This window comes from Geodermatophilus sp. URMC 62 (genome assembly GCF_052931475.1).
Genome location: NZ_JBRFHY010000001.1, coordinates 4,376,394 through 4,398,386 on the forward strand (window position 1 = coordinate 4,376,394; position 21,993 = coordinate 4,398,386).

The window sequence follows — 21,993 nt, forward strand, 5'->3', positions numbered from 1 at the left end:
AGCCCAGCGATCGAGGAGAGTGCCCGGTGTTCGACCGCATCGCCGTCGTCAACCGTGGGGAGCCGGCCCTCCGGCTGATCCGTGCGGTGCGTGAGCTCAACGCCGAGCAGGGCACCCGGACCCGCGTCGTGGCCCTGCACACCGAGGCCGAGCGCCGGGCGACCTTCGTGCGGGCCGCCGACGAGGCGGTCCTGCTCGAGGAGACGGGGGCCGGCTCCCCCTACCTCGACCACGCCGCGCTCGGCCGGGCCCTGCGGGCCAGCGGCGCCGACGCGGCGTGGGTGGGCTGGGGGTTCGTCGCCGAGGACCCCGCCTTCGCCGAGCTGTGCGCCGACCTGGGCGTGACCTTCATCGGGCCGCCGCCGGAGGCCATGCGGCTGCTCGGCGCCAAGATCGAGGCCAAGGTCCTCGCCGAGAAGACCGGGGTCCCGGTCGCGCCGTGGAGCCACGGCCCGGTCGAGGGTCCCGAGGACGGCCGGCGGCACGCCGAGGCCATCGGCTACCCCCTCATCGTCAAGGCGCGCAGCGGCGGCGGGGGCCGCGGCATCCGCGTCGTCCGCTCGGAGGACGAGCTCGAGGAGGCGCTGGTCCGCACCCGGTCGGAGGCGGAGAAGAGCTTCGGCGACCCGATCGTCTTCATGGAGCGGCTGGTCGAGGGCGGCCGGCACGTCGAGGTCCAGGTGATCGCCGACCAGCACGGCGCGGTCTGGGCGCCCGGCGTGCGCGACTGCTCGGTGCAGCGGCGCAACCAGAAGGTCATCGAGGAGTCGAGCTCACCGGCGCTCCGCCCGGAGCAGGACGCCGCGCTGCGCGAGTCCGCCGTCGCGCTCGTGCGGGCCGCCGGCTACGTCGGCGCGGGCACCGTCGAGTTCCTCTACCAGCCCGAGGAGCAGCTCACCACGTTCCTCGAGGTCAACACGCGGCTGCAGGTCGAGCACCCGGTGACCGAGGCGACCACCGGTCTGGACCTGGTCAAGCTGCAGCTGCACGTGGCCGCCGGCGGCCGGCTGGAGGGCACTCCGCCGGAGGCCAACGGGCACGCGGTCGAGGCGCGGCTCACCGCCGAGGACGCCGAGGCGGGGTTCGCCCCGGCGCCGGGCCAGGTGGAGCTGCTGCGCCTGCCCACCGGCCCCGGGGTCCGCGTCGACACCGGCATCAGCGTCGGCGACGTCATCCCGCCGCAGTACGACTCGATGATCGCCAAGGTCATCGCGTGGGGCCGGGACCGTCCCGAGGCGCTGGCCCGGCTGCGCTGCGCGCTGCAGGAGACCACCGTCGTCCTGCGCGGCGGCACCACCACCAAGTCCTTCCTGCTGCACCTCCTGGACCGCCCCGAGGTGGTGGCCGGTACGGCCGACACCGGGTGGCTGGACCGCGCGGGCACCCTCGACGGCGTCCGCCCGTCCGGCTCGGCGTGGGTGGCGCTCGTGCAGGTGGCGCTCGACCTCGCCGAGGCGGAGGAGGAGCAGGAGCGGCTGGCGTTCCTGGCCTCGGCCCGCGGCGGCCGGCCGCGCGCCCCGCACGAGGTGGGCCGCACCATCGAGCTCGGCCTGCGCGGCCAGGTGTACCGGCTCACCGTCGCCACGGTGGACCGCGACCGGCACCGGGTCGGGCTCGACGGCCGGGTCGTCGAGGTCGAGGTCGACCGGCTCGGCCCCCTGGAGGCCCGGCTCACCGTCGGTGGGCGCCGCTACTCGGTGGTGGCCGCCGAGGCGCCCGGGTCCTCCCTGGTGGAGGTCGAGGGCGAGACGCACCGGGTGAGCCGCGACGTCGGCGGCGTCGTACGCGCCCCCGCCCCGGCCGTGGTCGTGGCCGTCCGCGTCGCGCCGGGTGACGAGGTCGCGGCCGGCCAGCCGGTCGCGGTCCTGGAGAGCATGAAGATGGAGACGGCGGTGCGGGCGCCGTTCACCGGCCGGGTCCGCGAGGTGCGGGCCGCGGTCAACAGCCAGGTCGACGCCGGCGCCCCGCTGCTGAGCCTGGAGCGGACCGGCGGGGACGTCGAGGAGGCCACCGGCGAGCGGGTGGTGCTGCCCGAGGAGGCCCAGACCGCGGACGGTGACCCGCGCGCGCGGGCGCTGGCCCGGCTGGCGTCGCTGCGGGCGCTGGTCACCGGCTACGACGTCAGCGGCGGGCACGCCAAGCGGCTGGTCGCCGAGTACGCCGCCGCTCGCGACGAGCTGCCCGTCGACGACGCGCAGCTGCGGTCCGCCGCGCTCGACGTGCTGGTGACGTTCGCCGACATCGCGGAGCTCTCCCGCAACCGGCCCGCCAGCGAGGAGGAGGAGGGGGACACCCAGGTCCACAGCCCCCGCGAGTACTTCCACGCCTACCTGCACTCCCTCGACGTCGAGCGGGAGGGGCTGCCGGAGACCTTCCGCGCCCGGCTGCGTCGGGCGCTGGCCCACTACGGCGTGGACGACCTCGAGCCCAGCGCGGCGCTGACCGAGGCGGTGCACCGGGTGTTCCTCGCCCAGCAGCGCGTCGGCGAGCAGCTGCCCGCCGTCTCGGCGCTGCTGGACCGCTGGCTGACCGCCGGCCGGCTGCCGGAGGGCCGGCTGCCGGAGGGCCCCTCGCGCACCCAGCTCGGCGAGGTCCTGGACCGGCTGATCGTGGCCACCCAGCTGCGCCACCCCGCGCTGGGGGACCTGGCGCGCGCCGTCCGCTACCGGTACTTCGAGGAGCCGGTCGTCCAGCAGGCCCGGCAGGAGGTCCTCGACCGGGCCGCGCGGCTGCTCGACGAGCTGGACGAGGCCGCGTCGCGCGGGGACACCGCCGAGGAGATCCGGCGGATGGAGGCGCTGGTCGCCAGCCCCGAGCCGCTGATCCGGCTGCTGGTCCGGCGCTTCGAGCGCGAGACCAGCGTCCCGGACCCCGTCCTCGAGGTGCTCACCCGCCGCTACTACCGCAGCCGCAGCCTCGAGGACGTGCGGTCGACCCTCCTCGACGGGGACACCTGCGTCACCGCCGAGTACGACCTCAACGGCCAGCGGCTGCACCTGCTCGCGCTCATGACGCAGATGGCGGGGCTGCCGCAGGCCCTGGCCTCGGTGGCGGGCGCGCTGGCCGACGTCGCCGACCCGGCCCAGGTGGTCGTCGACCTCTACGTGAACTGGCCCGACCGGCCGCCCGCCGCCGACGCCGCCGCCGAGCAGCTGCACGCCGTCCTCGCCGAGGTCCCGGCGCTGCGGGCCGGCCGCCGGGTCACCGTCACCGTCTGCACGCCCGACGGCGAGGCGGAGACCTTCACCTGGCGGCGGACGCCGGACGGGGCCGGGCTGGCCGAGGAGCGCATCGTCCGGGGCCTGCACCCGCTGACCGCGCAGCGGTTCCAGATCTGGCGCCTCAAGGAGTTCGACGGCGAGCGCGTGCCCTCGGCCGAGGACACCTACCTCCTGCACGTCACGGCCAAGGAGAACCCCAACGACGAGCGCTTCATCGCCATGGCCGAGGTCCGCGACCTCACGCCGCTGCGCGACGAGCGGGGTGAGGTCGTCGGGTTCCCGACCATCGAGGGGCAGCTGACCTCCTGCCTGGACAGCCTGCGGCGCGCGCAGTCGCTGCGGCGGTCGCGGAGGCCGTTGGAGCACAACCGGATCCACCTCTACGCCTGGCCCTCGATCGAGGTGCCGCTGGCGGAGGTGGCCGACTTCGCGCGGACCGCGGCCCCGCTGACCATGGGCGCGGGCCTCGACCAGATCGTGCTGCTGGCCCGGCTGCAGGAGGAGGAGGGACGCCCGCCGCGCGACGTGGCGCTGCGCTTCTCCGCCCGCCCGGGCACCGGCGTGCAGATGCGGGTGACCGACCGCCCGACCGGGCCGCTGCGGGTGCTGGACGACTACACCGCGAAGGTGCTCAGCTCCCGGGCCCGCGGCGCGCCCTACCCGTACGAGCTGGCCCCGCTGCTGGCCGGCCCGGACGGCTCCTTCGTCGAGCACGACCTCGACGGCGACGGCCGGCTCACGCCCGTCGAGCGCCCACCCGGGCAGAACGAGGCGGGGATCGTCGTGGGCCTGGTGACCACGCCGACCCGGCGCTACCCGGAGGGCATGACGCGGGTGGCCCTCTTCGGCGACCCGACCAAGGCCCTCGGGACCGTCGCCGAGCCCGAGTGCGCGCGGGTCGTCGCGGCGCTGGACCTGGCCGAGGAGCGCGGCATCCCGGTCGAGTGGTTCGCGCTGTCCTCGGGCGCGCGCATCTCGATGGACAGCGGCACCGAGAACATGGACTGGGTGTCGCGGGCGCTGCGCCGGATCATCGAGTTCACCCAGGCCGGACACGAGATCAACGTCGTCGTCACCGGCATCAACGTGGGCGCCCAGCCGTACTGGAACGCCGAGGCCACGATGCTCATGCACACCAAGGGCATCCTGGTCATGACGCCGGACAGCGCGATGGTGCTCACCGGCAAGCACTCACTGGACTACTCCGGCGGGGTGTCGGCCGAGGACAACTTCGGCATCGGCGGCTACGACCGCGTGATGGGGCCCAACGGGCAGGCACAGTACTGGGCGCCCGACCTCAACGGCGCTCTCGACCTGCTGGCCCGGCACTACGACCACACTTACCGCGCGCCGGGGGAGCGCTGGCCGCGGCCGGCGCCGACCGCCGACCCGCGGGACCGCGACGTGCGCTCCTTCCCGCACGAGCACCCGGCCAGCGAGTTCACCACCGTCGGCGACGTCTTCTCGGCCGAGAAGAACCCCGAGCGCAAGAAGGCGTTCGACATCCGCACCGTCATGCGCGCGGTCACCGACTCCGACCACGCGGTGCTCGAGCGGTGGGCCGGCATGGCCGACGCCGACACCGCCGTCGTCTTCGACGCCCACCTCGGGGGCCACCCGGTGATGGTGCTGGGGGTCGAGTCCCGGCCCATCCCGCGGCGGGGCAGCTACCCGGCCGACGGCCCCGACCAGTGGACGGCGGGGACGCTGTTCCCCCGCTCCTCGTGGAAGACCGCCCGGGCGATCAACGCCGCCAGCGGCAACCGGCCGCTGGTCGTGCTCGCCAACCTCTCGGGCTTCGACGGGTCACCGGAGTCGCTGCGCAAGTGGCAGCTGGAGTACGGCGCCGAGATCGGCCGGGCCATCACCAACTTCGACGGCCCGATCGTCTTCTGCGTGGTCTCCCGCTACCACGGCGGCGCGTTCGTGGTGTTCTCCGGCGTCCTCAACGAGGGCATGGAGGTCCTCGCGGTCGAGGGCTCCTACGCCTCGGTGATCGGCGGCGCGCCGGCCGCGGCGGTGGTCTTCTCCCGCGAGGTGGACAAGCGCACCGGCGCCGACCCCCGCGTCAAGGAGCTGGAGGCCGCCCTCGGCTCGGCCGACCCCGTCGAGCAGGCGCAGCTGCGCTCCCAGCTGGCCACCCTGCGCACCACGGTCCGCTCCGAGAAGCTCGGCGAGGTCGCCGCCGAGTTCGAGGCGGTCCACGACATCGAGCGGGCCCGCCGGATGGGCTCCGTGCACGCCATCATCCCCGCCGCCGAGCTGCGCCCCCGACTCATCGACGCCGTCGAGCGGGGGATGGAGCGCACCGCCCGGAGCTGACCGCCCGACAGAGAGGACCCTCGTGAACGCCTTCGTCCTGAACCAGCACGGCCGCATGGTGTTCCCCTCGAACATCATGCCGGAGCTGGACTTCTCGACCGTGGAGACGCTCGAGCAGCTCGACAGCGTCATCCGCCGTGACTTCGAGACCAAGGCCCCGAGCGGCACCGAGATCCTGGAGAGGGTGCGCACCGGCGCCTACGCCACCCGGTACGACTTGATGCGGGACATGGCCCTGAACCTGTTCTGGGCCAACCGGTTCTCGATCACCATGTACGACAAGCGGCCCACCCGCTGGGGCGACCTGCCCCGGTCGCGCCCGGACGTCTTCCTCCCGGTGCTGGAGCCGTGGGAGGACGGCGAGACCAAGATCGCCGCGGTGGAGGAGGCCTACCCGCAGCTGCCGTCGCGGTGGAACGAGGGCTGCGAGGACCGGATCTTCGACGTCCTGTTCGACGTCTACGGCCACCGGAAGCACCACGCCTCGACGCTGCCGGCGGTCAAGCCCACGGTCGCGGAGTTCCTGGAGCAGCCGGGCGCGCTCACCTTCCGGCTGCCGGGCTACGACCCGGACTACCCGGTCTACGACTACACCGACATCCTCGACGTCACCGAGGACGTGCCGGAGCTCGAGGCGCTGCACCGCTGGGCGATGGTGCTGCACAACCAGTACCCCTGGGACCGGTCGAAGATGGAGCTGGCCCGGGCCGAGGACCTGACGGACGACGACTACGTGGTCGCCTTCCACCCGCGGGACAAGGAGGTGCGCGGCTTCCTGCGCCGGCTGCGTGCGGGTGCCGAGCCCCGGCGCGTCGCCGGACCCCGGGAGTCCCGGCCGCCGGTGCGGCCCTACCCCGAGCTCGACGTGCGGCAGCGCTTCTCGGTGCAGCCGCGGATCGAGGCCCTGGCCGCGGTGCACGGCGACCAGCCGTGCACGAACGACGACCTGATCCGCAACACCGCCTACAACTGGTCGCCGATGAGCGCCGAGGAGATCTCGTCGAAGACCGGCATCGAGCAGCGCGAGTACAGCTCGCTCCCGCTGGAGGAGCTCGCCCTGCAGGCAGCCGAGGCCGCACTGGACAAGGCGGGACGGCAGCCGGAGGAGATCGGCGCCGTGCTGGTCTGCACCTGCACCAGCTCCCGGCTGATCCCGTCGCTGGCCACCTACCTGTGCGGCCAGCTCGGGATGCACCAGGTCTACGCCGCCTACGACGTCATCGCCGCCTGCGCCGGCATGCCCTACGGCGTGGCCGACGCCGTGCGGATGCTGCAGGAGGTCGAGCGGCCGGTCCTGGTCGTCTGCGTGGAGAAGTTCTCCGACAAGATCGGCAACGTCCGCACCTCGCGGATGATCTTCGGGGACGGCGCGGCGGCGCTGGTCGTGGGCCCGGCACCCGAGGGCACCGACGGCGACATCGACTACATGAAGACCTACGCCAGCGGACCGGCCAGCGAGGTGAACTCCATCCTCTGGCCCAACCCCGAGTTCGACAACAACATCACCGTCTTCGGCCCGCAGGTGAAGGCGCTGGCCGGCCGCTACCTGTCCCAGATGATCGAGGAGCTGGAGCAGCTGCCGGCGCCTGCCGGCCGGGACGGGTCGCTGATGGACGCCATCGACCTCATCGTCCCGCACCAGGCGAACAAGACCATGGTCATCGGCCTGGCCGAGCGGGCCGGGCTGACCGCCGACCAGCTCTACTTCAACATCGAGCAGGTCGGGAACACCTCCTCGGCGAGCATCCCGCTGGCCATCCACGACGCCGTGCGCGACGGCGTCATCACCGAGCCGGCGCGGGTCTTCGCGCCCGGGTTCGGGGCGGGCGCCGTCGCCGGGTACGCCGTCATGCGGGTCGACCCGGCCGTCGTCGCGATCCAGGGAGCCTCCGCGCCGCACGAGCACGGTGCCGGGATGCCCGCCCCGGAGCCGGCGGACCAGGCGCAGCCCGGATCGGCCTCGGAGGGCATGCGGGAGGCCTTCACCTGATGGAGGACCTCCCTGCAGGGGCCCGCCACTCGCAGGCTCGCGGCGGGCCCCTGCAGGGAGGCCACACGACGGTGCGCGCCGCGGACGGCACGCGGCTGCGCGCCTGGACCAACGACGGGGACGGCGTCCCGGTCCTGCTGTGCAACGGCCTGGGCGCCCCGCCGGCGGCCTGGCCGGGGCTGGTCGGCCGCGACAGCGGCTTCCGGGTGGTCACCTGGTCCTACCGCGGCCTGTCCGGTTCGGAGCGGCCGGCCGACCGGGACCGGGTGCGCGTCGAGGACCACGCGGACGACGCCCGCGCGGTCCTCGACGCCTTCGGCCTGTCCTCGGCGACGGTCGTCGGCTGGTCGCTGGGGGTCAACGTGGCCTTCGAGCTCGCGCTCGAGGACCCCGCCCGCGTCCGGTCGCTGCTCGCCGTCGCCGGGGTGCCGGGCGGCAGCTTCTCGGCGATGTTCGCGCCCTACGGCGTGCCGCGGCGGCTGCGGGCACCGGCGGGGCGGCTGAGCAGCCGGCTCCTGCTGGCCGTGGGTCCGCTGCTGCCGGTGCTGGTGGCCAGCCTCCCGCGGTGGCCGGAGCTGCTGACGCCGGCGGGGGTCGCCGGCCCGGCGCGGGAGGCCGGCCACCCGGCCGCGCTGTACCAGGTGCTGCACGAGTTCTCCCGGCACGACTGGCGCTGGTACCGGCACCTGGCCCTGGCCGTCGCCGAGCACGCGCCGCTGGACGTCGGTCCGGTGCGCTGCCCCGTCACCTTCGTGGCCGGCCGCTACGACAGCCTGGTCGACCTCGCCGACGTCCGGGCGGCGGCGCGGGCGGTCCCCGGCGCGCGGCTGGACACGCTCGCCGGCACCCACTTCGTGCCGCTCCAGTACCCCGGGGTCATGCGGGCGGAGCTGCGCGCGCTGGTGGCCCGGGAGGCCCGCGGCGGGTCGTGACCCGTGCGCCGTGGACCGGGCCTCGCCGTGGGCCGGGGCGGCTCGGCGTCAGCGACCGGGGGCCGGGACGGCGCCCTCGCCCGGGACGGTCCCGTTGCCGGCACGGACGCTGCTCAGGACGGTGTCGGCCTGCGCGTCGACCAGCCGGGTGAACACCTGCTGCGCGTAGCCGAAGACCAGCGCCCACGCCAGGATCTGCGCCGAGGTGTCCAGAGCGGTCAGGCCCGGGAAGAACTGGCCGCGCACGAGCAGCAGGCCCAGGACCGCCGTGAGGGCCGCCGTCGGCAGCTTCAGCAGGGCCACCGCGACCGGGATGCCGTGCGGCTCGGAGGAGCCCCGCAGGTTGCGCACCGCCGCCGCGGCGGCGACGGCCCCGGCGGCCAGGCCGATCAGCTCGACGAGGAGGACGTCCACCGGCCGGACCGTCTCGCGGACGACGTCGTCGACGTCGCCGGAGGCGGGGTCGTCCCCACCGCCCGGGGTGTCGACCGTCGTCTGGGCGGTCGGGCAGACCACCAGCGTGCTGCCGTCCTGCTGCTCCGGGGCGAAGCACAGCGGCAGTGACGTGGGGCTCCCCAGCCCGATCAGGCACAGCGTGGCGGCCAGGAGGGTGAGCAGGACGGTGGCCACGATCAGCACGTTGCGGAAGCTGCGCAGGCGCATCTGCTCCCGCAGCGCCGCGGAGCCGGCGGCCCGGCTGGCCGTGGCGATCGTCAGCCTCTCGGCCTCGACCAGTTTGAGCGGCTCGGCGTCCGCCGGCGGTGTCCCCTCCGCGGCGTCCCCGGGGGAGCACACGCCGACCCGCCGGCCCAGCTGCTCGAGCTGCCGGCGCCGGTGGTCCGACGGCGCGAGGTGGCGGGTCACGTCGTTGAGCACCCCCGGGAGCCGGCCCAGGAGGTAGGCGGGGGGTGCGACGGTGAGCAGCATGCCCTCGGCCGCGTCGAGGTTGCTCATCGCGCGCTCCAGCAGCGCCTCGTCCATCACGAGGTGACCGCGGACCTCGGCGGCCTGCCGGGCCGCGGCGAGGTGCACCGCCACCGCGTGGAGGATGGGCTGGTCGACGGCCGAGGACTGGCGTGCCGCCCAGGCGCACAGGGCCTCCAGCTCCTGGATCCGCGTCAGGGTCCCCTCTCGCCAGGCCCGCGCGGCCGGCACGCGGCCGTGACGCCGTGGGACGCCGAGCCGCCGGCGAGGTCGCCGGGTCCCGTGCGGGTCGGGGGAGGGGCTGACGCCCGTCGCCGGGACCGCAGCGCCGTCCTCGCGGGTCGTGTCCTCGTGCGTCGGGTCCTCGGGGATCGGGGTCTCGCGGGTCGGGTCCTCGCGGGTCGGGTCCTCGCGGGTCGGGTCCTCGCGGGTCGGGTCCTCGTGCGTCGCGGCACCGTGGGGGGACGTGACAGCCATCGCCACAGGGTCGACCGCGGACGTCACCACGCCGTCACGTCGCCCGCGCCGGTCGGTGACGGTGCCGTGACGTGGGCCGCGGACGCTGGGCCGCCCACCCCGGAGCGGAGGCACGCCATGCGGCTGGACGGCATCGAGGTCAAGGTGACCCTCGGCGGGGACGGCACCGATGCGGCGGTGCGGGCGCTCGGGCTGACCGGCGGGCAGTCCTGGCGCATCCACTTCTGCGAGGACGTCGTCCCCGGCGCCCTCCTGGGCACCCCGCTGCTCGACCGCGGCGTCGTCCTGCGCGCCCGCTCGAAGCCGGAGGGCAGGGGTGACTCGACGATCAAGATGCGCCCGGCCCGGCTCTCCCAGCTGACCGGCCGCTGGCTCGCCGCGCGGGAGGGCGAGACCGCCGACGGGCACGACTGGGAGGTGGAGGTCGAGGCCGACTGGGCGGGGGAGCGCCGGGTGCTCGCGGTCTCGCACACCGTCGACCGGCCACCGCCGCTCGACGGGATCGACGAGGAGGGGCGGTCGGCCGAGGAGCTGTTCACCGAGGAGCAGGCGGCCTTCCTGCGCGACTGCGCCGACGTCCCGGTGCAGCTGGCGGCCCTCACCGTCCTGCCGCCGGTGGCCGCGACCCGGTGGAAGGAGGTCCGGTCGGCGCCGACCGACCTCGGCGTCCGGGCGGAGCGGTGGACCGTCGACCACCTGGACTTCCTCGAGCTGTCGGTCGTCGCGCGCGCCCCCGCCGAGGCCGCGGCCCGCCAGCACGCGCTGACCGGGTTCGTCCTCTCCTGCGGGCTGCCCGCCGACCCGCAGCCGCAGAGCAAGACCGGGCAGGTGCTCGACCACCTGGTGCGGCGGGCCGGCTGACCCGCCCGCCCCACCAGGACTCAGGAGGACCCGGGCTCCCGGCCGGACTCAGCCGCGGCCGGGGACGCGGTCCCGGACGTAGGAGCCGGGCGCCGGCTCCAGGACCGGGTGCCGGTCGCTGCCGAGCGCCTCCGGTGCGGGCACCTCGTCGCCGGAGCGCTCCAGCGCCCACTCCGACCACGGCTCCCACCAGCTGCCGGTGTGCTCCTCGGCCGCCGCGCGCCAGGCGTGGGGGTCGGGCCCCGGCTCGCCGCCGGTCCAGTAGCGGGCCCGGGGGTTGCCCGGCGGGTTGACCAGGCTCTGAATGTGGCCGCTGGAGCTGAGCACGAAGGTGCTCGGCCCCGACAGCAGCTGGGTGGTCCGGTAGCAGCCGTGCCACGGGGTGATGTGGTCGGTGAGCGCCCCGGTGACGAACGTGGGGACGGTGATCCGGCTCAGGTGGACCGGCGTCCCCAGCACGCGCAGCGCCCCCGGCTTGACCAGCGCGTTGTGCGCGAAGACGTCGAGGAACTGCTCGTGCAGCCGGGCGGGCAGGTTGGTGCCGTCCGCGTTCCAGGCGAGGACGTCGAACGCGGGCGGGTCCTCACCCATGAGCCACTGGCTCACCAGGTAGTTGAAGACCAGGTCGTCCGGGCGCATCCAGGTGAACATCGAGCCCATCTGCCGGGCGGAGATGACGCCCCGGCGGCGGGAGTTGCGCCGGGCGACCTCCAGCAGCCGGGGGCCGGAGAAGGCGCCGAGCGGAGCCCGGCTGGAGAAGTCGAGCAGGGTCACCGCGTAGCCGGCGGCGTGCACCCGGTCGTCGCCGGTGGCGGCGAGGTGGTTGAGCGCCGTCGTCATCACCTGGCCACCGGCGCACAGGCCCAGGGTGGTGACGTCGTCGGACCCGGTGACCTCCCGCGCGACGTCGACGGCGGTGACGACGCCGCCGGCGTACTCGTCCAGCCCCCACTCGGACTGTTCTCTCTTCGGGTTGCGCCAGCTGACCATGAAGACCTGCAGGCCCCGGCTGACGGCGTACTCGACGAGGCTGCGTCCCGGTCGCAGGTCGAGGAAGTAGAAGCGGCCGATCGGCGGCGGCACGATCACCAGCGGCCGCGAGCGCACGGTCGGCGTCGAGGGCGTGTACTGGATGACCTCGACGACCTCGTCGCGGTACACGACGGCGCCCGGGGTGATGCCGAGGTCCTCGCCCACGGTGAAGGCGCTGCGGTCCACCTGGCGGGGCAGCCCGCCGTTGCGCACGAGGTCGTGGAGCACGTTCCGCAGCCCGCGCAGCACGCTGACCCCGGCGGTGTCGAACGCCCGCTTCAGCGCGGCCGGGTTGCCCGCCAGGGTGTTCGTGGGCGCCAGGGCGCTGGTGAGCGCGTTGACCACGAACCGCACGCTCTCGACCTCGCGCCAGTCGGCGCCGGTGGCCTCGAAGTCGTCGACCAGGCGGCCCAGGGCGGCCGTCGTCGCGAGGTAGGACTGGCCCAGCCGCCGGTACCCGGGGTGCAGTGACCAGGCGGGGTCGGCGAAGCGCTGGTCCTTCGGCGAGGGCGCGATCTCGTCGGTGCCGCGGAGGATGCGGGCGGTGTCCTGCCCGAGCCGGACGGCCTCCCGCGCCACGGGCCCGGGCCGGCCGAAGGTGGCGACCAGGCCCCGGGCCATGCCGCGCGGGGAGGGGAGGCCGACGGGCTCGCCACCCTCCACCGGGGCCGGCGGCGCCGGGTCGTCGCGGGTGGTGCGGTCCGCGGGCGCGAGGTGCGGGCGGGTGGACGTGCGCTGGTGTGGTGGCTGGGTCCTGGTCACCGATCCCCCTCTTGTGAGTTGGGTCACACAGGAGGGGACGCTAGTGCCGCACCGGCCGCGGGGACACCCCTGACCGGCGGGCTCCCCGGGCCGGCCGCCGCGCGGCTCAGACGAGGATGCGCCGGCCGCACCCCGGGTCAGCGGCCTCCGCGGCCAGCAGCATCCGGCGGGCCGGGCGGTAGCGGCCCTCGCGGAGGGTGCGCGCCCGGTCCGGGTCGGTCCGCGCGAGGACGGCGTTGGCCGCCAGCGCGTGGGCGTTGTCGGTGAGCGCGACCAGGCGGCCGAGGGGGTGGGCGGCGCAGCGGCGGATCAGGCCGGACATGTAGGGCTCGCCGGGGCGCCGGGTGACCGCGTCGACCGCCTCGACGACGACCTCCGGGACGCCGAGGGCGCGCAGCCGGTCGAGGTCGTACCGGCGGGCGGGGTCGGGGCGGTCGCGGGTGCCCTCGACGACGTCGTGCAGGACGCCGGCCATCTCCGCGTCCGGGCCGTAGGGCCGCAGCGCCTCGGCGACCGGCCGCAGGTGGGCGAGGTAGTGGTCCCGGCCCTGTGCGTCGACCTGCCCCTCGTGTGCGTGCAGCGCGAGCAGGTGCGCGTCGGGAACGGTGAACCCCACGCGCCCGAGGCTAGGCGGTGACGGGGTCGTGCGGCGGCTCCGGCGAGCCGACCCTGCGCGCCGGGCGCTCAGGGGGTGGCGGTGCCGGTCGCCGTGGTCGTCCCGGCCGGCGTCGTGGTCTCCGGTGTCGTGCTCCCCGTCGCGGTCGTCCCCGTCGGGGTGGTCGCGGAGGTCGTGGTCGTGGTCGGGGTGCTGGTCTGCGCCGGGGTGGTCGGTGTCGCAGCCGGTGTCGTGGGGGCGGGCGTGGTCGGGGCGGGGGTCGTCGGGGCGGGAGTCGTCGTGGTCGGAGCCGGGGTGGTGGTGGTCGGGGCGGGAGTCGTCGTGGTCGGAGCCGGGGTGGTGGTGGTCGGGGCGGGAGCCGTCGTGGTCGGAGCCGGGGCGGGGACCGTCGTGGTCGGGACCGGGGGAGTGGTCGGGGCGGGAGCCGTCGTGGTCGGAGCCGGCGCGGGGACCGTCGTGGTCGGAGCCGGGGCCGGGGTGGTGGTGGCCGGGGCCGGGGCCGGGGTTGTGGTCGCGGGGGCCGGTGTCGTCGGAACCGGTGTGCTCGCCGCGGCCGTGGTCGGAGCCGTGGTCGGAGCCGTGGTCGCAGCCGTGGTCGTCGACGTCGAGGTGGCGGAGGCCGTCGTCGGGGGCACCGGCGCGGGGGCGCTCGTCCCGGCGGGGGTGGCCTCCCCGGTCTGCCCGGGTGCCTCTGTGGCGGGCGCCGCGGTGGGCTGCTGCTGGTCCGCGGCGACGCCGGCGGGTGCGGGGGCGGCGGCCGTGCCCGCGAGCGGCGGCGCGGCGGCCGGCTCCGCCGCGGGCACCGGCGAGATGGAGGTGCGGTCGGGTGCCGGCCGGGGGGGCGCCACCACGTCCTTCTCGGTGGTGGTGGCCATGGCCGGCGCCGAGGGTGCGGCGTCCGGGACCACCGCGCTGACCAGGACGACGGCGCCGGTGACGCCGAGCACGAGCGCGCCGGCCGCGACCGCCTGCACGGTCCGGGACAGGCGGGAGGTCCGCGCCCCTGCCGACGTCGACCCCAGGCCGATGACGGGGTGCTGGGCCGGCACGACGCGCGCGCCGGCCGGGGAGGTCCAGCGCCCGGAACGGCGGCTGCCCAGGTGCGCCCACGACGGCGGGACGACGGCCAGGCACACCCCGGCCACCCCTGCGGCCAGCAGGCCGGAGACGACCTGCAGGCTGCCCCACCACGCGAAGGACAGGAGCACGTCGGCGAGCACCAGGCCGACCAGGGCGCCGGCGCCGGCCACCGCGACCCACACGGCGACGGCCGAGGGGCGGCCCTCGGCCGGGTGGGCGTCGAGCAGCACCGACAGCGCGGCCGGCACGACCGCCGCCGCCCCGGCGCCGGCCAGCCCGCGCAGCACGACCAGCGTGGTGGGGTCGGCGACGAGCCCGGACCACACGCTGCAGACGGCGAGGACGGCCAGCCCCAGCACCAGCGCGGTGCGCCGGCCCCAGCGGCGCGCCGCGATCCCCAGGGGGAGCGCGAGGACGGCGACGGCCAGCGCGTAGGCGCCGACCGCCCAGGACACCTCGGGACCGGTGGCGCCCGTGGCGCGGGCGATCTCGTGTCCGGCACGGGCCAGGGCGGTGCCGGCGCCGCCGACCAGCGCCACGGCCGCACTCGTCGCGGCGAGGAGCGCGCCCGGGCCCCCCCGGACGACTCGAGTGTCGGGCATGCTCACTCCAGACGATCGTCTGATACGCCCGTGTTAGGCGGGGCCCAGCATGGAGGTCGGATGACGGAGGTGGCAACCCCCGCGCGGTTGCTGGACGCGGCCGAGCAGCTGCTGGCCGCGCGCGGGCCGGCGGGCACCTCGGTGCGCGACGTGCTCCGCCTGGCCGGTGTCGCCAACGCCGCCGCCGTGGGCTACTACTTCGGCGACAAGGCCGGCCTGGTCGCCGCCGTGGAGCGCCGCGTGGTCGAGGAGGTCCTCACCCACCGCGAGCGGGTGCTGGGCGACCTGCGGTCCGGCCCCGAGGTCGAGTCGCTCGTCGACGGCTGGGTGCGGCCGATCGTCGTGCTGCGGTGCGCCGGTCGCGGCCGCTACGCCGCGCGGGTGTTCACCCGGATCTTCGACGCACCGCCGGAGGCGTGGGAGGTCAACGGCGCGGCCGCCGTCCGCGCCGTCGCCGACCGGTACTGCGCCGTGCTGGGGCCGCTGCTGCCCCACCTGGACGGGTCCGAGCTCACCTGGCGCTGGCAGTGCGTCACCGCGACGACGGACTTCTACGCCATCGGCGCGCTCGACTCCGCCCAGCCGGCCCCCGGCCCCGACGACGTCGACCGGCACGTGCGCCGCCTCGTCGTGCCGGGGGCCGCGCTGCTGCGGGCGCGGGCGGCCGGCTGACCGTCGGGCAGCGGCGCCGGTCCCGGGGGGAGACGAGCGGTCGGCCGGGGCCCGGTGACGCCGTCGTGACGGAGGGGTGACGTCGTCCCCGCGATCCTGGCGCAGCGATCCGCGCACGGCCCCGGGTCGCTCCCTCGGGCGGTGCGCAGTGTCCCGGTCGGGGGGCTCCCTCGTCGCCGGCCAGGAGGCTCCTCCATGTCCGTCCCCACCCGTCCCGCGCGGTGCTCCTTCGTGCCGCCCGCGGTGATCGAGCACCTCGCGCGCTCGAGCAGCATCGACACGCCCGACCCGGGCGCGGCGCAGCGCACCGCGGTGCTGACCCAGCAGCTGCGCGACCTGCGCCAGAACGCCTCCCCGGACCTCCCGTCGGCGCTCACCACGGTCGTCTCACCGCGGCCCACCAAGGGCGACCGCGCCGTCTACGACGACCAGAACACCGCGAACTTCGACGTGAAGCTGGTGCGCGGTGAAGGGGACCCGGCCCACGAGGCGCAGAACGTCAACCAGGCCTACGACTACGCCGGAGCCGCACGGGACTACTACAAGACCGTGCACAACCGCGACTCCATCGACCACAACGGGATGACCGTCAACGTCAACGTGAACTTCGACGTCGCCTTCATGAACGCCTTCTGGGACGGCGTGCGACTGGTCCTGGGCAACGGCGACGGCAAGATCTTCGTCGACTTCGCGGCCTCGCCGGACGTCCTGGGGCACGAGCTGTCCCACGGCGTCGTGCAGTTCACCGCGAACCTGCAGTACAAGGGCCAGTCCGGCGCGCTGAACGAGTCCTTCGCCGACGTGTTCGGCAGCCTCATCGAGCAGCAGGTCCGCGGTCAGGACTTCGAGTCGGCCAACTGGCTGATCGGCGACGAGATCATGGCGCCGGGCCTCTACGGCGAGGCCCTGCGGTCGATGGCGCACCCGGGCACGGCCTACGACAACCCGCTCATGGGCAAGGACCCGCAGCCGGACCACATGAGCGGGTACTACTCCGGGCCCAAGGACAACTACGGCGTCCACATCAACAGCGGCATCATCAACCGCGCGTTCTACCTGACCGCGTCGGAGCTGGGCACCGACAGCGCGGGCAGGATCTGGTACGCGGGCCTGCAGAACCTGTGGCCGACGGCGAACTTCGCCGACGCCGCGCAGGTCCTCAGCGCGCAGGCGCGCATCCTGGCACGCGACCAGAAGGTCGACCGCCAGGCGGCGCAGGCGGTCCGCGGCGCCTTCCGCACCGTCGGCGTCCTGTAGGCCGGGGGGAGCCGGCTACGTCCGCTGGATCATGAAACGGATCAGCGGACGTAGCTGCTCCGGCACGTCCGGGTCCTGGGCGTGCAGGCGCACCGAGCGCCCACCGGTGGAGATGACGACGTCGTACTCGAACGCGTCGGGCACCGACCGGGTCGACGCCGGCGCACGCCCGAGGGCCTCGACGTCGAGCCCGCCGACCAGGTCCCGCAGCTCGCGCGCCTCGTCCGGGGGCAGCGCGACGGTGTCCGCCGACCGGTGCGTCACCAGCCCGCCGAACCCGCCCGTGCGCTCGACCTCGACCTGCACCCGTTCGTCCACGACCTCGATCCCCCTTCCTGGCGCGCTGTTCCCCGCGCCGTCGCCCGCACCGTCACCGGCGGCTCCGCCGGCAGCGGGCCCGTCCGACCCGCACCCGCCGGCGACCACGACCGCAAGCAGCACCGCGGCGAGCCGGTGGCACGCTCCCGTGCGCCGGTTTGCCGTCCTGCCCGACCGGGCACCGCTGCGGCGTCGTGTCGGCGAGCCCGCGGAGCCCCCATGTCGGTCGTCCCGTCCTCCTCCGGGGACCAGTACACCCACACGCTGGACGTCCGCTCCTGCTGCTGGTCGTGCGGCACGGCGATCACCCGCAGCGTCCAGCGGCGCCATCGGCACCACCGTCACCTGATGTGGTTCTGCGCCCACTGCGAGACCTCCTGGGCGGGGCCGGCCGAGCAGGCCTGACGCTACCCGGCCGGACGCCGCCCGCCCCCCGCTCGCGTGGTCGTGTTCCCGGGGAACGCGGGCTCCTCCGCGGCCGGGGGGACGCCGGGCGCCGGCCGTCCTGCACCTCCTCCCGTCGCCGTGGGCCGTGGCGTCCGCTGCCCGGGGTGGACGTGCCTCCTCCGGGCCTGCGGTGGCGCTCCCCGGGAGGCCGGTGTGCGATGGGGGCCTCGCTGGTCGACTCCGCCGGAGGAGGCGTCATGGCCCGTCGACGCACCACGCTGCTCGCCCTCGCCGGGCTGACGACCGGTCTGGTCGCGGCCGGGGGTCCCGGCGCGGCGGTCGCCCAGGAGCCGGCGCCGGAGAAGGTGCCGCTCGCGGTGGGCACGGGCGGCGCGGTGGCCACGGTCGACCCGGACGCGACGCGCGTCGGCCTGCAGGTGCTGGCGGCCGGCGGCAACGCCGCCGACGCCGCCGTCGCCGCGGCCGCGGCGCTGGGGGTGACCGAGCCGTACTCCGCCGGCATCGGGGGCGGCGGCTTCTTCGTCTACTACGACGCCGCCACCGGCGAGGTCTCCACGATCGACGGCCGGGAGACCGCCCCGCTGGCCATGGGCGCGGACGCCTTCCTCGACGCCGATGGCACCCCGCTCGACTTCCAGGAGGCGGTGCAGAGCGGGCTGTCGGTCGGCACACCGGGGACGCCGCTGACGTGGGACCGGGCGCTGGAGGAGTTCGGCACGCTGTCCCTCGGCGAGGCGCTGCAGGGCGGCATCGGGCTGGCCGACGAGGGCTTCGTCGTGGACGAGACCTTCCGGCAGCAGACCGCGGACAACGAGGCGAAGTTCCGCCGGTTCGCGCCGACCGCCGAGCTGTTCCTCCCCGGCGGGCAGCTGCCGGAGGTCGGCTCGGTCCTCCGCAACCCGGACCTGGCCGACACCTACCGGCTGCTGGCCGACCAGGGGCTCGAGCCCTTCTACGCCGGCGGGCTCGCCGACGACATCGTGGCCACGGTGCAGGACCCGCCGGAGGCGCCCGGCGCCGAGCAGGTGCGCCCGGGCCTGCTCGAGCGGGCCGACCTGGCGCGCTACGACGCCCCGCTGCGCGCGCCGACCCAGGTCGCCTACCGGGGCCTGCAGGTCTACGGCATGGCCCCGCCGTCCAGCGGCGGCTCCACCGTGGGGGAGGCGCTGGACGTGCTCGAGCAGTTCCCGCTCGGCTCGCTGCCCGACGTGCCGCTGCTGCACTCCTACCTCGAGGCCGCCGCGCTGTCCTTCGCCGACCGCAACCGCTACGTGGGCGACCCCGCCTACACCCCGGTGCCCCTGGCCGAGCTGCTGTCCGACGACTTCGCCGCCGAGCGGGCCTGCGCGATCGACCCCGCCGCCGCGCTGCCCAAGCCGGTCGAGGCCGGCGTCCCGGACGGCGAGTACGGCCCGTGCCCCGCGGAGGGGGCCGCGACCGGTGCCGGCGGTGCCGAGGGACCCTCCACCACCCACCTCACGGTCGCCGACGCGGAGGGGAACGTCGCCAGCTACACGCTGACCATCGAGCAGACCGGCGGCAGCGGGATCACGGTGCCCGGCCGGGGCTTCATCCTCAACAACGAGCTCACCGACTTCACCTTCGCGCCGGCGGACCCGACGGTGCCCGAGCCCAACCTGCCGGCCCCGGGCAAGCGCCCGCGCAGCAGCATGGCGCCGACCATCGTCCTCCGCGACGGCGCGCCGGTGCTGGCCCTGGGCTCCCCGGGCGGCAGCACGATCATCACCACGGTGCTGCAGACCCTGGTCAACCGGGTCGACCGCGGCATGGACCTCGGCGCGGCGATCGCCGCGCCCCGCGCCAGCCAGCGCAACAGCCCGACGACCGACGCCGAGCCCGCCTTCCTCGCGCTGTACGGCGAGCAGCTGCAGGCACTGGGACACCGGTTCACCGAGACCGCCGAGATCGGGGCCGCGACCGGCGTCGAGTTCCTCCCCGGCGGCCTGCTGCTCGCCGCCGCCGAGCCCGAGCGCCGCGGCGGTGGCAGCGCCGGCGTCGTGCACGAACTGCCCGGCGTCCCGGACCTCGCCCCCGACCTCGGCGCCGACGGGTAGGACCACGCCGGTGCGTCCCGCACCCGCGGTCAGGCGGTGCGGTCGGCCTCGGCGGAGGCGACGGCCTCGTCACGGCTGGGGAAGGGGCCGGCGGTCCGGCCGTCGGCGCGGCACGTCCACCGGTAGCCGTCAGGGATCTCCTCGACCAGGTAGCCGGCCGGGTCGGCGGGGCCGTGGCCGGGGCGCTCGCGCGGCTCGCTCACGTGAGCACCAGGTCCCGGAACCGGACCGCGGCGGACGCGCTGCCGAGGTGGACGACGGGCACGGGCCGGTGGGTGGTGTCCACGACGGTCAGGGTCCCGCCGTCGGCGTCCGCGCGGGTGACGCAGAGCGCCGTACCGGTGACGGCGATCCGCAGCGGCACCCAGGCGCCCGTCCGCAGGGCCGTGCCCGGCGCCGAGGACGCCAGCGGGGTCGGGACGCCGTCGGTGACCCGGTGGACGTCGAGGCCGCCGTCCCCGCGGAGGCCGACGAGGTGGCCGTCGACGCCCGGCGAGGGACCCGACGGCGGCCGGTACGGGTGGTCGTCGGTGCTCAGCAGGACCCACCCGCAGCAGGTGCGGTCGCCGGCGTCGAGGACGTCCACGCGGAGGTCGAGGGACAGCGTGAACGCCGTGGGGTCCGGCGGTGCGAGGAAGCCCATCAGGGTGCAGGTGGTGGTGCCGGGTGCGCCGCAGCCCCACGAGCCGTCGTCCGGGTGGAAGCGGCCGCGGTCGGTGTCCGGCAGCATCCCGGGCAGCCAGACCTGGCGGGCGAACAGGTCCGAGGTGCGCCGCGCGGCGTCCCCCGCGACGTAGACCGGGTCGTCGGAGAAGAGCGCGTCCACGCCGTCGGCGACGAGGGCGTCGCGCTGGTGCCGGCGGTTGACCGTGTGGGTGGCCACCTCGACGCCCGCCGCGTGCGCTCGTGCGCAGACCTCCGCGGTGACCGAGCCCGCTTCCGGGCCGATCCAGCCGATCCCCTCGGCCGCGGCCCGGGCGGCGTCGGTGGTCCCGAGCCAGATGACGTCCCACCCGCGGGAGCGGGCCAGCCGGCAGTCGGCCAGCGCGTAGGACTGCAGCAGCACCGTCGCCGGGCGGACCCCGCGCCGGTCGAGCGCGGCGAGCACCGGGGCCATGGCGTCGCTGCTCTTGGCCTCGGCGCAGAGCAGGACGCGGTTGCGGAACTCGGTGAGCACCTCGTCGAACAGCGGGGGGTGCAGCCCGTCGGGCCAGCCGCCGCCGAGGGTGACCGAGGCGTCGATGTCGAGCTGCTTCCACGACACCGAGGTGTGGTCGGCGACGTTGCCGCTGGAGGTGGTCGTGCGGTCGACGGTGCCGTCGTGCATGACGCCGAGCCCGCCGTCGGCGAGGGTGGCGACGTCCTGCTCGATGACCGCCAGCCCCTGGCCCACCGCGACCCGGTAGCCCTCCATCGTGTGCTCGGGCACCTGCACGGCCCCGCCGCGGTGGGCGATGACGAACGGCCGGCTCAGGTCGGCGAAGTCCACGCGGAACCCTACGTCCGCGCCGGGCCGGCTGCGCCCGGTCAGTGCCGGGCCGGGCCGCCGTGGGGCCAGAACGCGAGCAGGGTCCGGATGCCGGTCACGAGGGCGAGCGGCTGGTCGAACACCGGGTGGTGACCGGCGTCCGGGAGCTCGACGACCGGCAAGCCGCCGGCGACGAGCCCGGCCATCTCGGCCGCCATCCGCCGGCCGACCAGCCCCTTCTCGCACCGGAACAGCGCCGCCGGGCAGGTCAGCCGCGGCAGGAGCTCGGGAAGCGCGGGCGGCCGGCCCCACAGCTGCGGGTCGAACTTCCAGCTCCACCCGTCCTCGACCCGGCGCAGCGAGTTCCGGGCGACGTGCTCCCGGACGTAGGGGAGCAGCACGTCCTGGTGCGGGACGGTGCGGAACCGGGCGACCGCCTCCTCCGCGGTGGCGTAGGACCAGGAGGGCCGCCGCCGCTCGCGCAGCCGGTCCTCCTCCGGTGGCCGCGCGACGAGGGGGGAGTCGACGACCGCGACGGCCGAGACCGCGCCCGGGTGCCCGACCCCGACGATGAGGGCGACCCAGCCGCCCATGCTGTGGCCCAGGACGACGGGCCGGTCGAGGTCCTCGGCCGCGGCCACGGCCACGACCTCGCGGGCCCACGTCGCCATGTCGTAGGCGGGGCGCCGGCCGCTGTCGCCGTGCCCGCTCAGGTCCAGCGCCACGACCCGGTGCGAGTGCAGCTGCGGGGCGATGTGGTCCCACCAGCCCGAGTGCGCGGCGCCGCCGTGGACCAGCACGAGACCGGGCCGCCCGGCCTCCCCCCACACCCGGTAGGCGATCGGTGTCCCGTCGACCTCGGCCACCCGCCGCTCCGGCGTCGCGGCGAGTGCCTCCTCGAACCAGGCGGGCACGCCGGCGGACTCGGTCGCGGGGCAGGACATCGGCGGCTCCTCGGACGTGGCCGGACGGCCCG

16 protein-coding genes are annotated in these 21,993 nt (G+C 75.8%); 8 read left to right on the plus strand and 8 right to left on the minus strand.

From position 1 onward, the window contains the following. Positions 1-26 precede the first annotated feature (26 nt). The 3 genes from ACU616_RS21195 (at position 27) to ACU616_RS21205 (ending at position 8,465) form a co-directional block, all read left to right on the plus strand. Positions 27-5,543: an ATP-binding protein gene (locus ACU616_RS21195; RefSeq protein WP_446760389.1), complete on the plus strand. Its 5,517-nt coding sequence runs from the start codon at positions 27-29 to the stop codon at positions 5,541-5,543. Positions 5,544-5,565: 22 nt separating this feature from the next. Next, positions 5,566-7,533 carry a 3-oxoacyl-ACP synthase III family protein gene (locus tag ACU616_RS21200; RefSeq protein WP_446760390.1) on the plus strand — a complete coding sequence of 656 codons (1,968 nt, stop codon included), beginning with the start codon at positions 5,566-5,568 and terminating at the stop codon, positions 7,531-7,533. Positions 7,534-7,604: 71 nt separating this feature from the next. Beyond that, a complete protein-coding gene (locus ACU616_RS21205; protein WP_446760391.1) occupies positions 7,605-8,465 on the plus strand; it encodes an alpha/beta fold hydrolase in 861 nt (286 codons plus the stop codon). Positions 8,466-8,513: 48 nt separating this feature from the next. Here ACU616_RS21205 and ACU616_RS21210 read toward each other — a convergent pair whose 3' ends face one another. Beyond that, the gene (locus ACU616_RS21210) at positions 8,514-9,866 is read right to left on the minus strand and encodes a hypothetical protein (protein WP_446760392.1); all 1,353 of its coding nucleotides are present in this window, start codon (positions 9,864-9,866) and stop codon (positions 8,514-8,516) included. Between the two features lie 117 nt (positions 9,867-9,983). Here ACU616_RS21210 and ACU616_RS21215 point away from each other — a divergent pair, with 117 nt between their 5' ends. Next, positions 9,984-10,727 (plus strand): hypothetical protein, encoded by a 744-nt coding sequence (locus ACU616_RS21215; RefSeq protein ID WP_446760393.1) that lies wholly within the window; start codon positions 9,984-9,986, stop codon positions 10,725-10,727. A 48-nt stretch (positions 10,728-10,775) separates the two neighbouring features. Here ACU616_RS21215 and ACU616_RS21220 read toward each other — a convergent pair whose 3' ends face one another. The 3 genes from ACU616_RS21220 to ACU616_RS21230 all read right to left on the minus strand — a co-directional run bounded on the left by ACU616_RS21220 (position 10,776) and on the right by ACU616_RS21230 (position 14,819). Continuing rightward, the gene (locus ACU616_RS21220; RefSeq protein ID WP_446760394.1) at positions 10,776-12,521 is read right to left on the minus strand and encodes a PHA/PHB synthase family protein; all 1,746 of its coding nucleotides are present in this window, start codon (positions 12,519-12,521) and stop codon (positions 10,776-10,778) included. A gap of 106 nt (positions 12,522-12,627) precedes the next feature. After that, positions 12,628-13,137, minus strand: coding sequence for a phosphohydrolase (locus tag ACU616_RS21225; protein WP_446760395.1), 510 nt, complete (start codon positions 13,135-13,137; stop codon positions 12,628-12,630). 68 nt (positions 13,138-13,205) lie between these two features. Beyond that, positions 13,206-14,819, minus strand: a complete 1,614-nt coding sequence (locus ACU616_RS21230) for an MFS transporter (protein ID WP_446760396.1) — start codon at positions 14,817-14,819, stop codon at positions 13,206-13,208. Positions 14,820-14,879: 60 nt separating this feature from the next. Here ACU616_RS21230 and ACU616_RS21235 point away from each other — a divergent pair, with 60 nt between their 5' ends. Continuing rightward, positions 14,880-15,491: a TetR/AcrR family transcriptional regulator gene (locus ACU616_RS21235; RefSeq protein ID WP_446760397.1), complete on the plus strand. Its 612-nt coding sequence runs from the start codon at positions 14,880-14,882 to the stop codon at positions 15,489-15,491. Between the two features lie 195 nt (positions 15,492-15,686). Further along, on the plus strand, positions 15,687-16,748 hold the full coding sequence (locus tag ACU616_RS21240; RefSeq protein WP_446760398.1) for a M4 family metallopeptidase: 1,062 nt from the start codon (positions 15,687-15,689) through the stop codon (positions 16,746-16,748). A gap of 15 nt (positions 16,749-16,763) precedes the next feature. Here the strand turns inward: ACU616_RS21240 and ACU616_RS21245 are convergent, their stop codons facing one another. Next, positions 16,764-17,066 (minus strand): protealysin inhibitor emfourin, encoded by a 303-nt coding sequence (locus tag ACU616_RS21245; protein ID WP_446760399.1) that lies wholly within the window; start codon positions 17,064-17,066, stop codon positions 16,764-16,766. A gap of 219 nt (positions 17,067-17,285) precedes the next feature. On the opposite strand from ACU616_RS21245, the gene ACU616_RS21250 reads away from it, so the two are divergent. Both ACU616_RS21250 and ggt read left to right on the plus strand, forming a co-directional pair. Next, positions 17,286-17,471, plus strand: a complete 186-nt coding sequence (locus ACU616_RS21250; protein ID WP_446760400.1) for a hypothetical protein — start codon at positions 17,286-17,288, stop codon at positions 17,469-17,471. A 239-nt stretch (positions 17,472-17,710) separates the two neighbouring features. Next, entirely contained in the window at positions 17,711-19,549 is a 1,839-nt protein-coding gene (gene ggt, locus ACU616_RS21255; RefSeq protein WP_446760401.1) for a gamma-glutamyltransferase, read from the plus strand. A gap of 29 nt (positions 19,550-19,578) precedes the next feature. Here the strand turns inward: ggt and ACU616_RS21260 are convergent, their stop codons facing one another. Genes ACU616_RS21260 through ACU616_RS21270 form a run of 3 tightly spaced genes read right to left on the minus strand, consistent with a single transcriptional unit; the run spans position 19,579 to position 21,961 of the window. Next, positions 19,579-19,752 carry a hypothetical protein gene (locus ACU616_RS21260; RefSeq protein WP_446760402.1) on the minus strand — a complete coding sequence of 58 codons (174 nt, stop codon included), beginning with the start codon at positions 19,750-19,752 and terminating at the stop codon, positions 19,579-19,581. Next, positions 19,749-21,038, minus strand: coding sequence for a glycerophosphodiester phosphodiesterase (locus ACU616_RS21265; RefSeq protein ID WP_446760403.1), 1,290 nt, complete (start codon positions 21,036-21,038; stop codon positions 19,749-19,751). The genes ACU616_RS21260 and ACU616_RS21265 overlap by 4 nt, the downstream gene beginning before the upstream one ends. Before the next feature lie 38 nt (positions 21,039-21,076). After that, positions 21,077-21,961: an alpha/beta fold hydrolase gene (locus tag ACU616_RS21270; protein WP_446760404.1), complete on the minus strand. Its 885-nt coding sequence runs from the start codon at positions 21,959-21,961 to the stop codon at positions 21,077-21,079. Positions 21,962-21,993 lie beyond the last annotated feature (32 nt).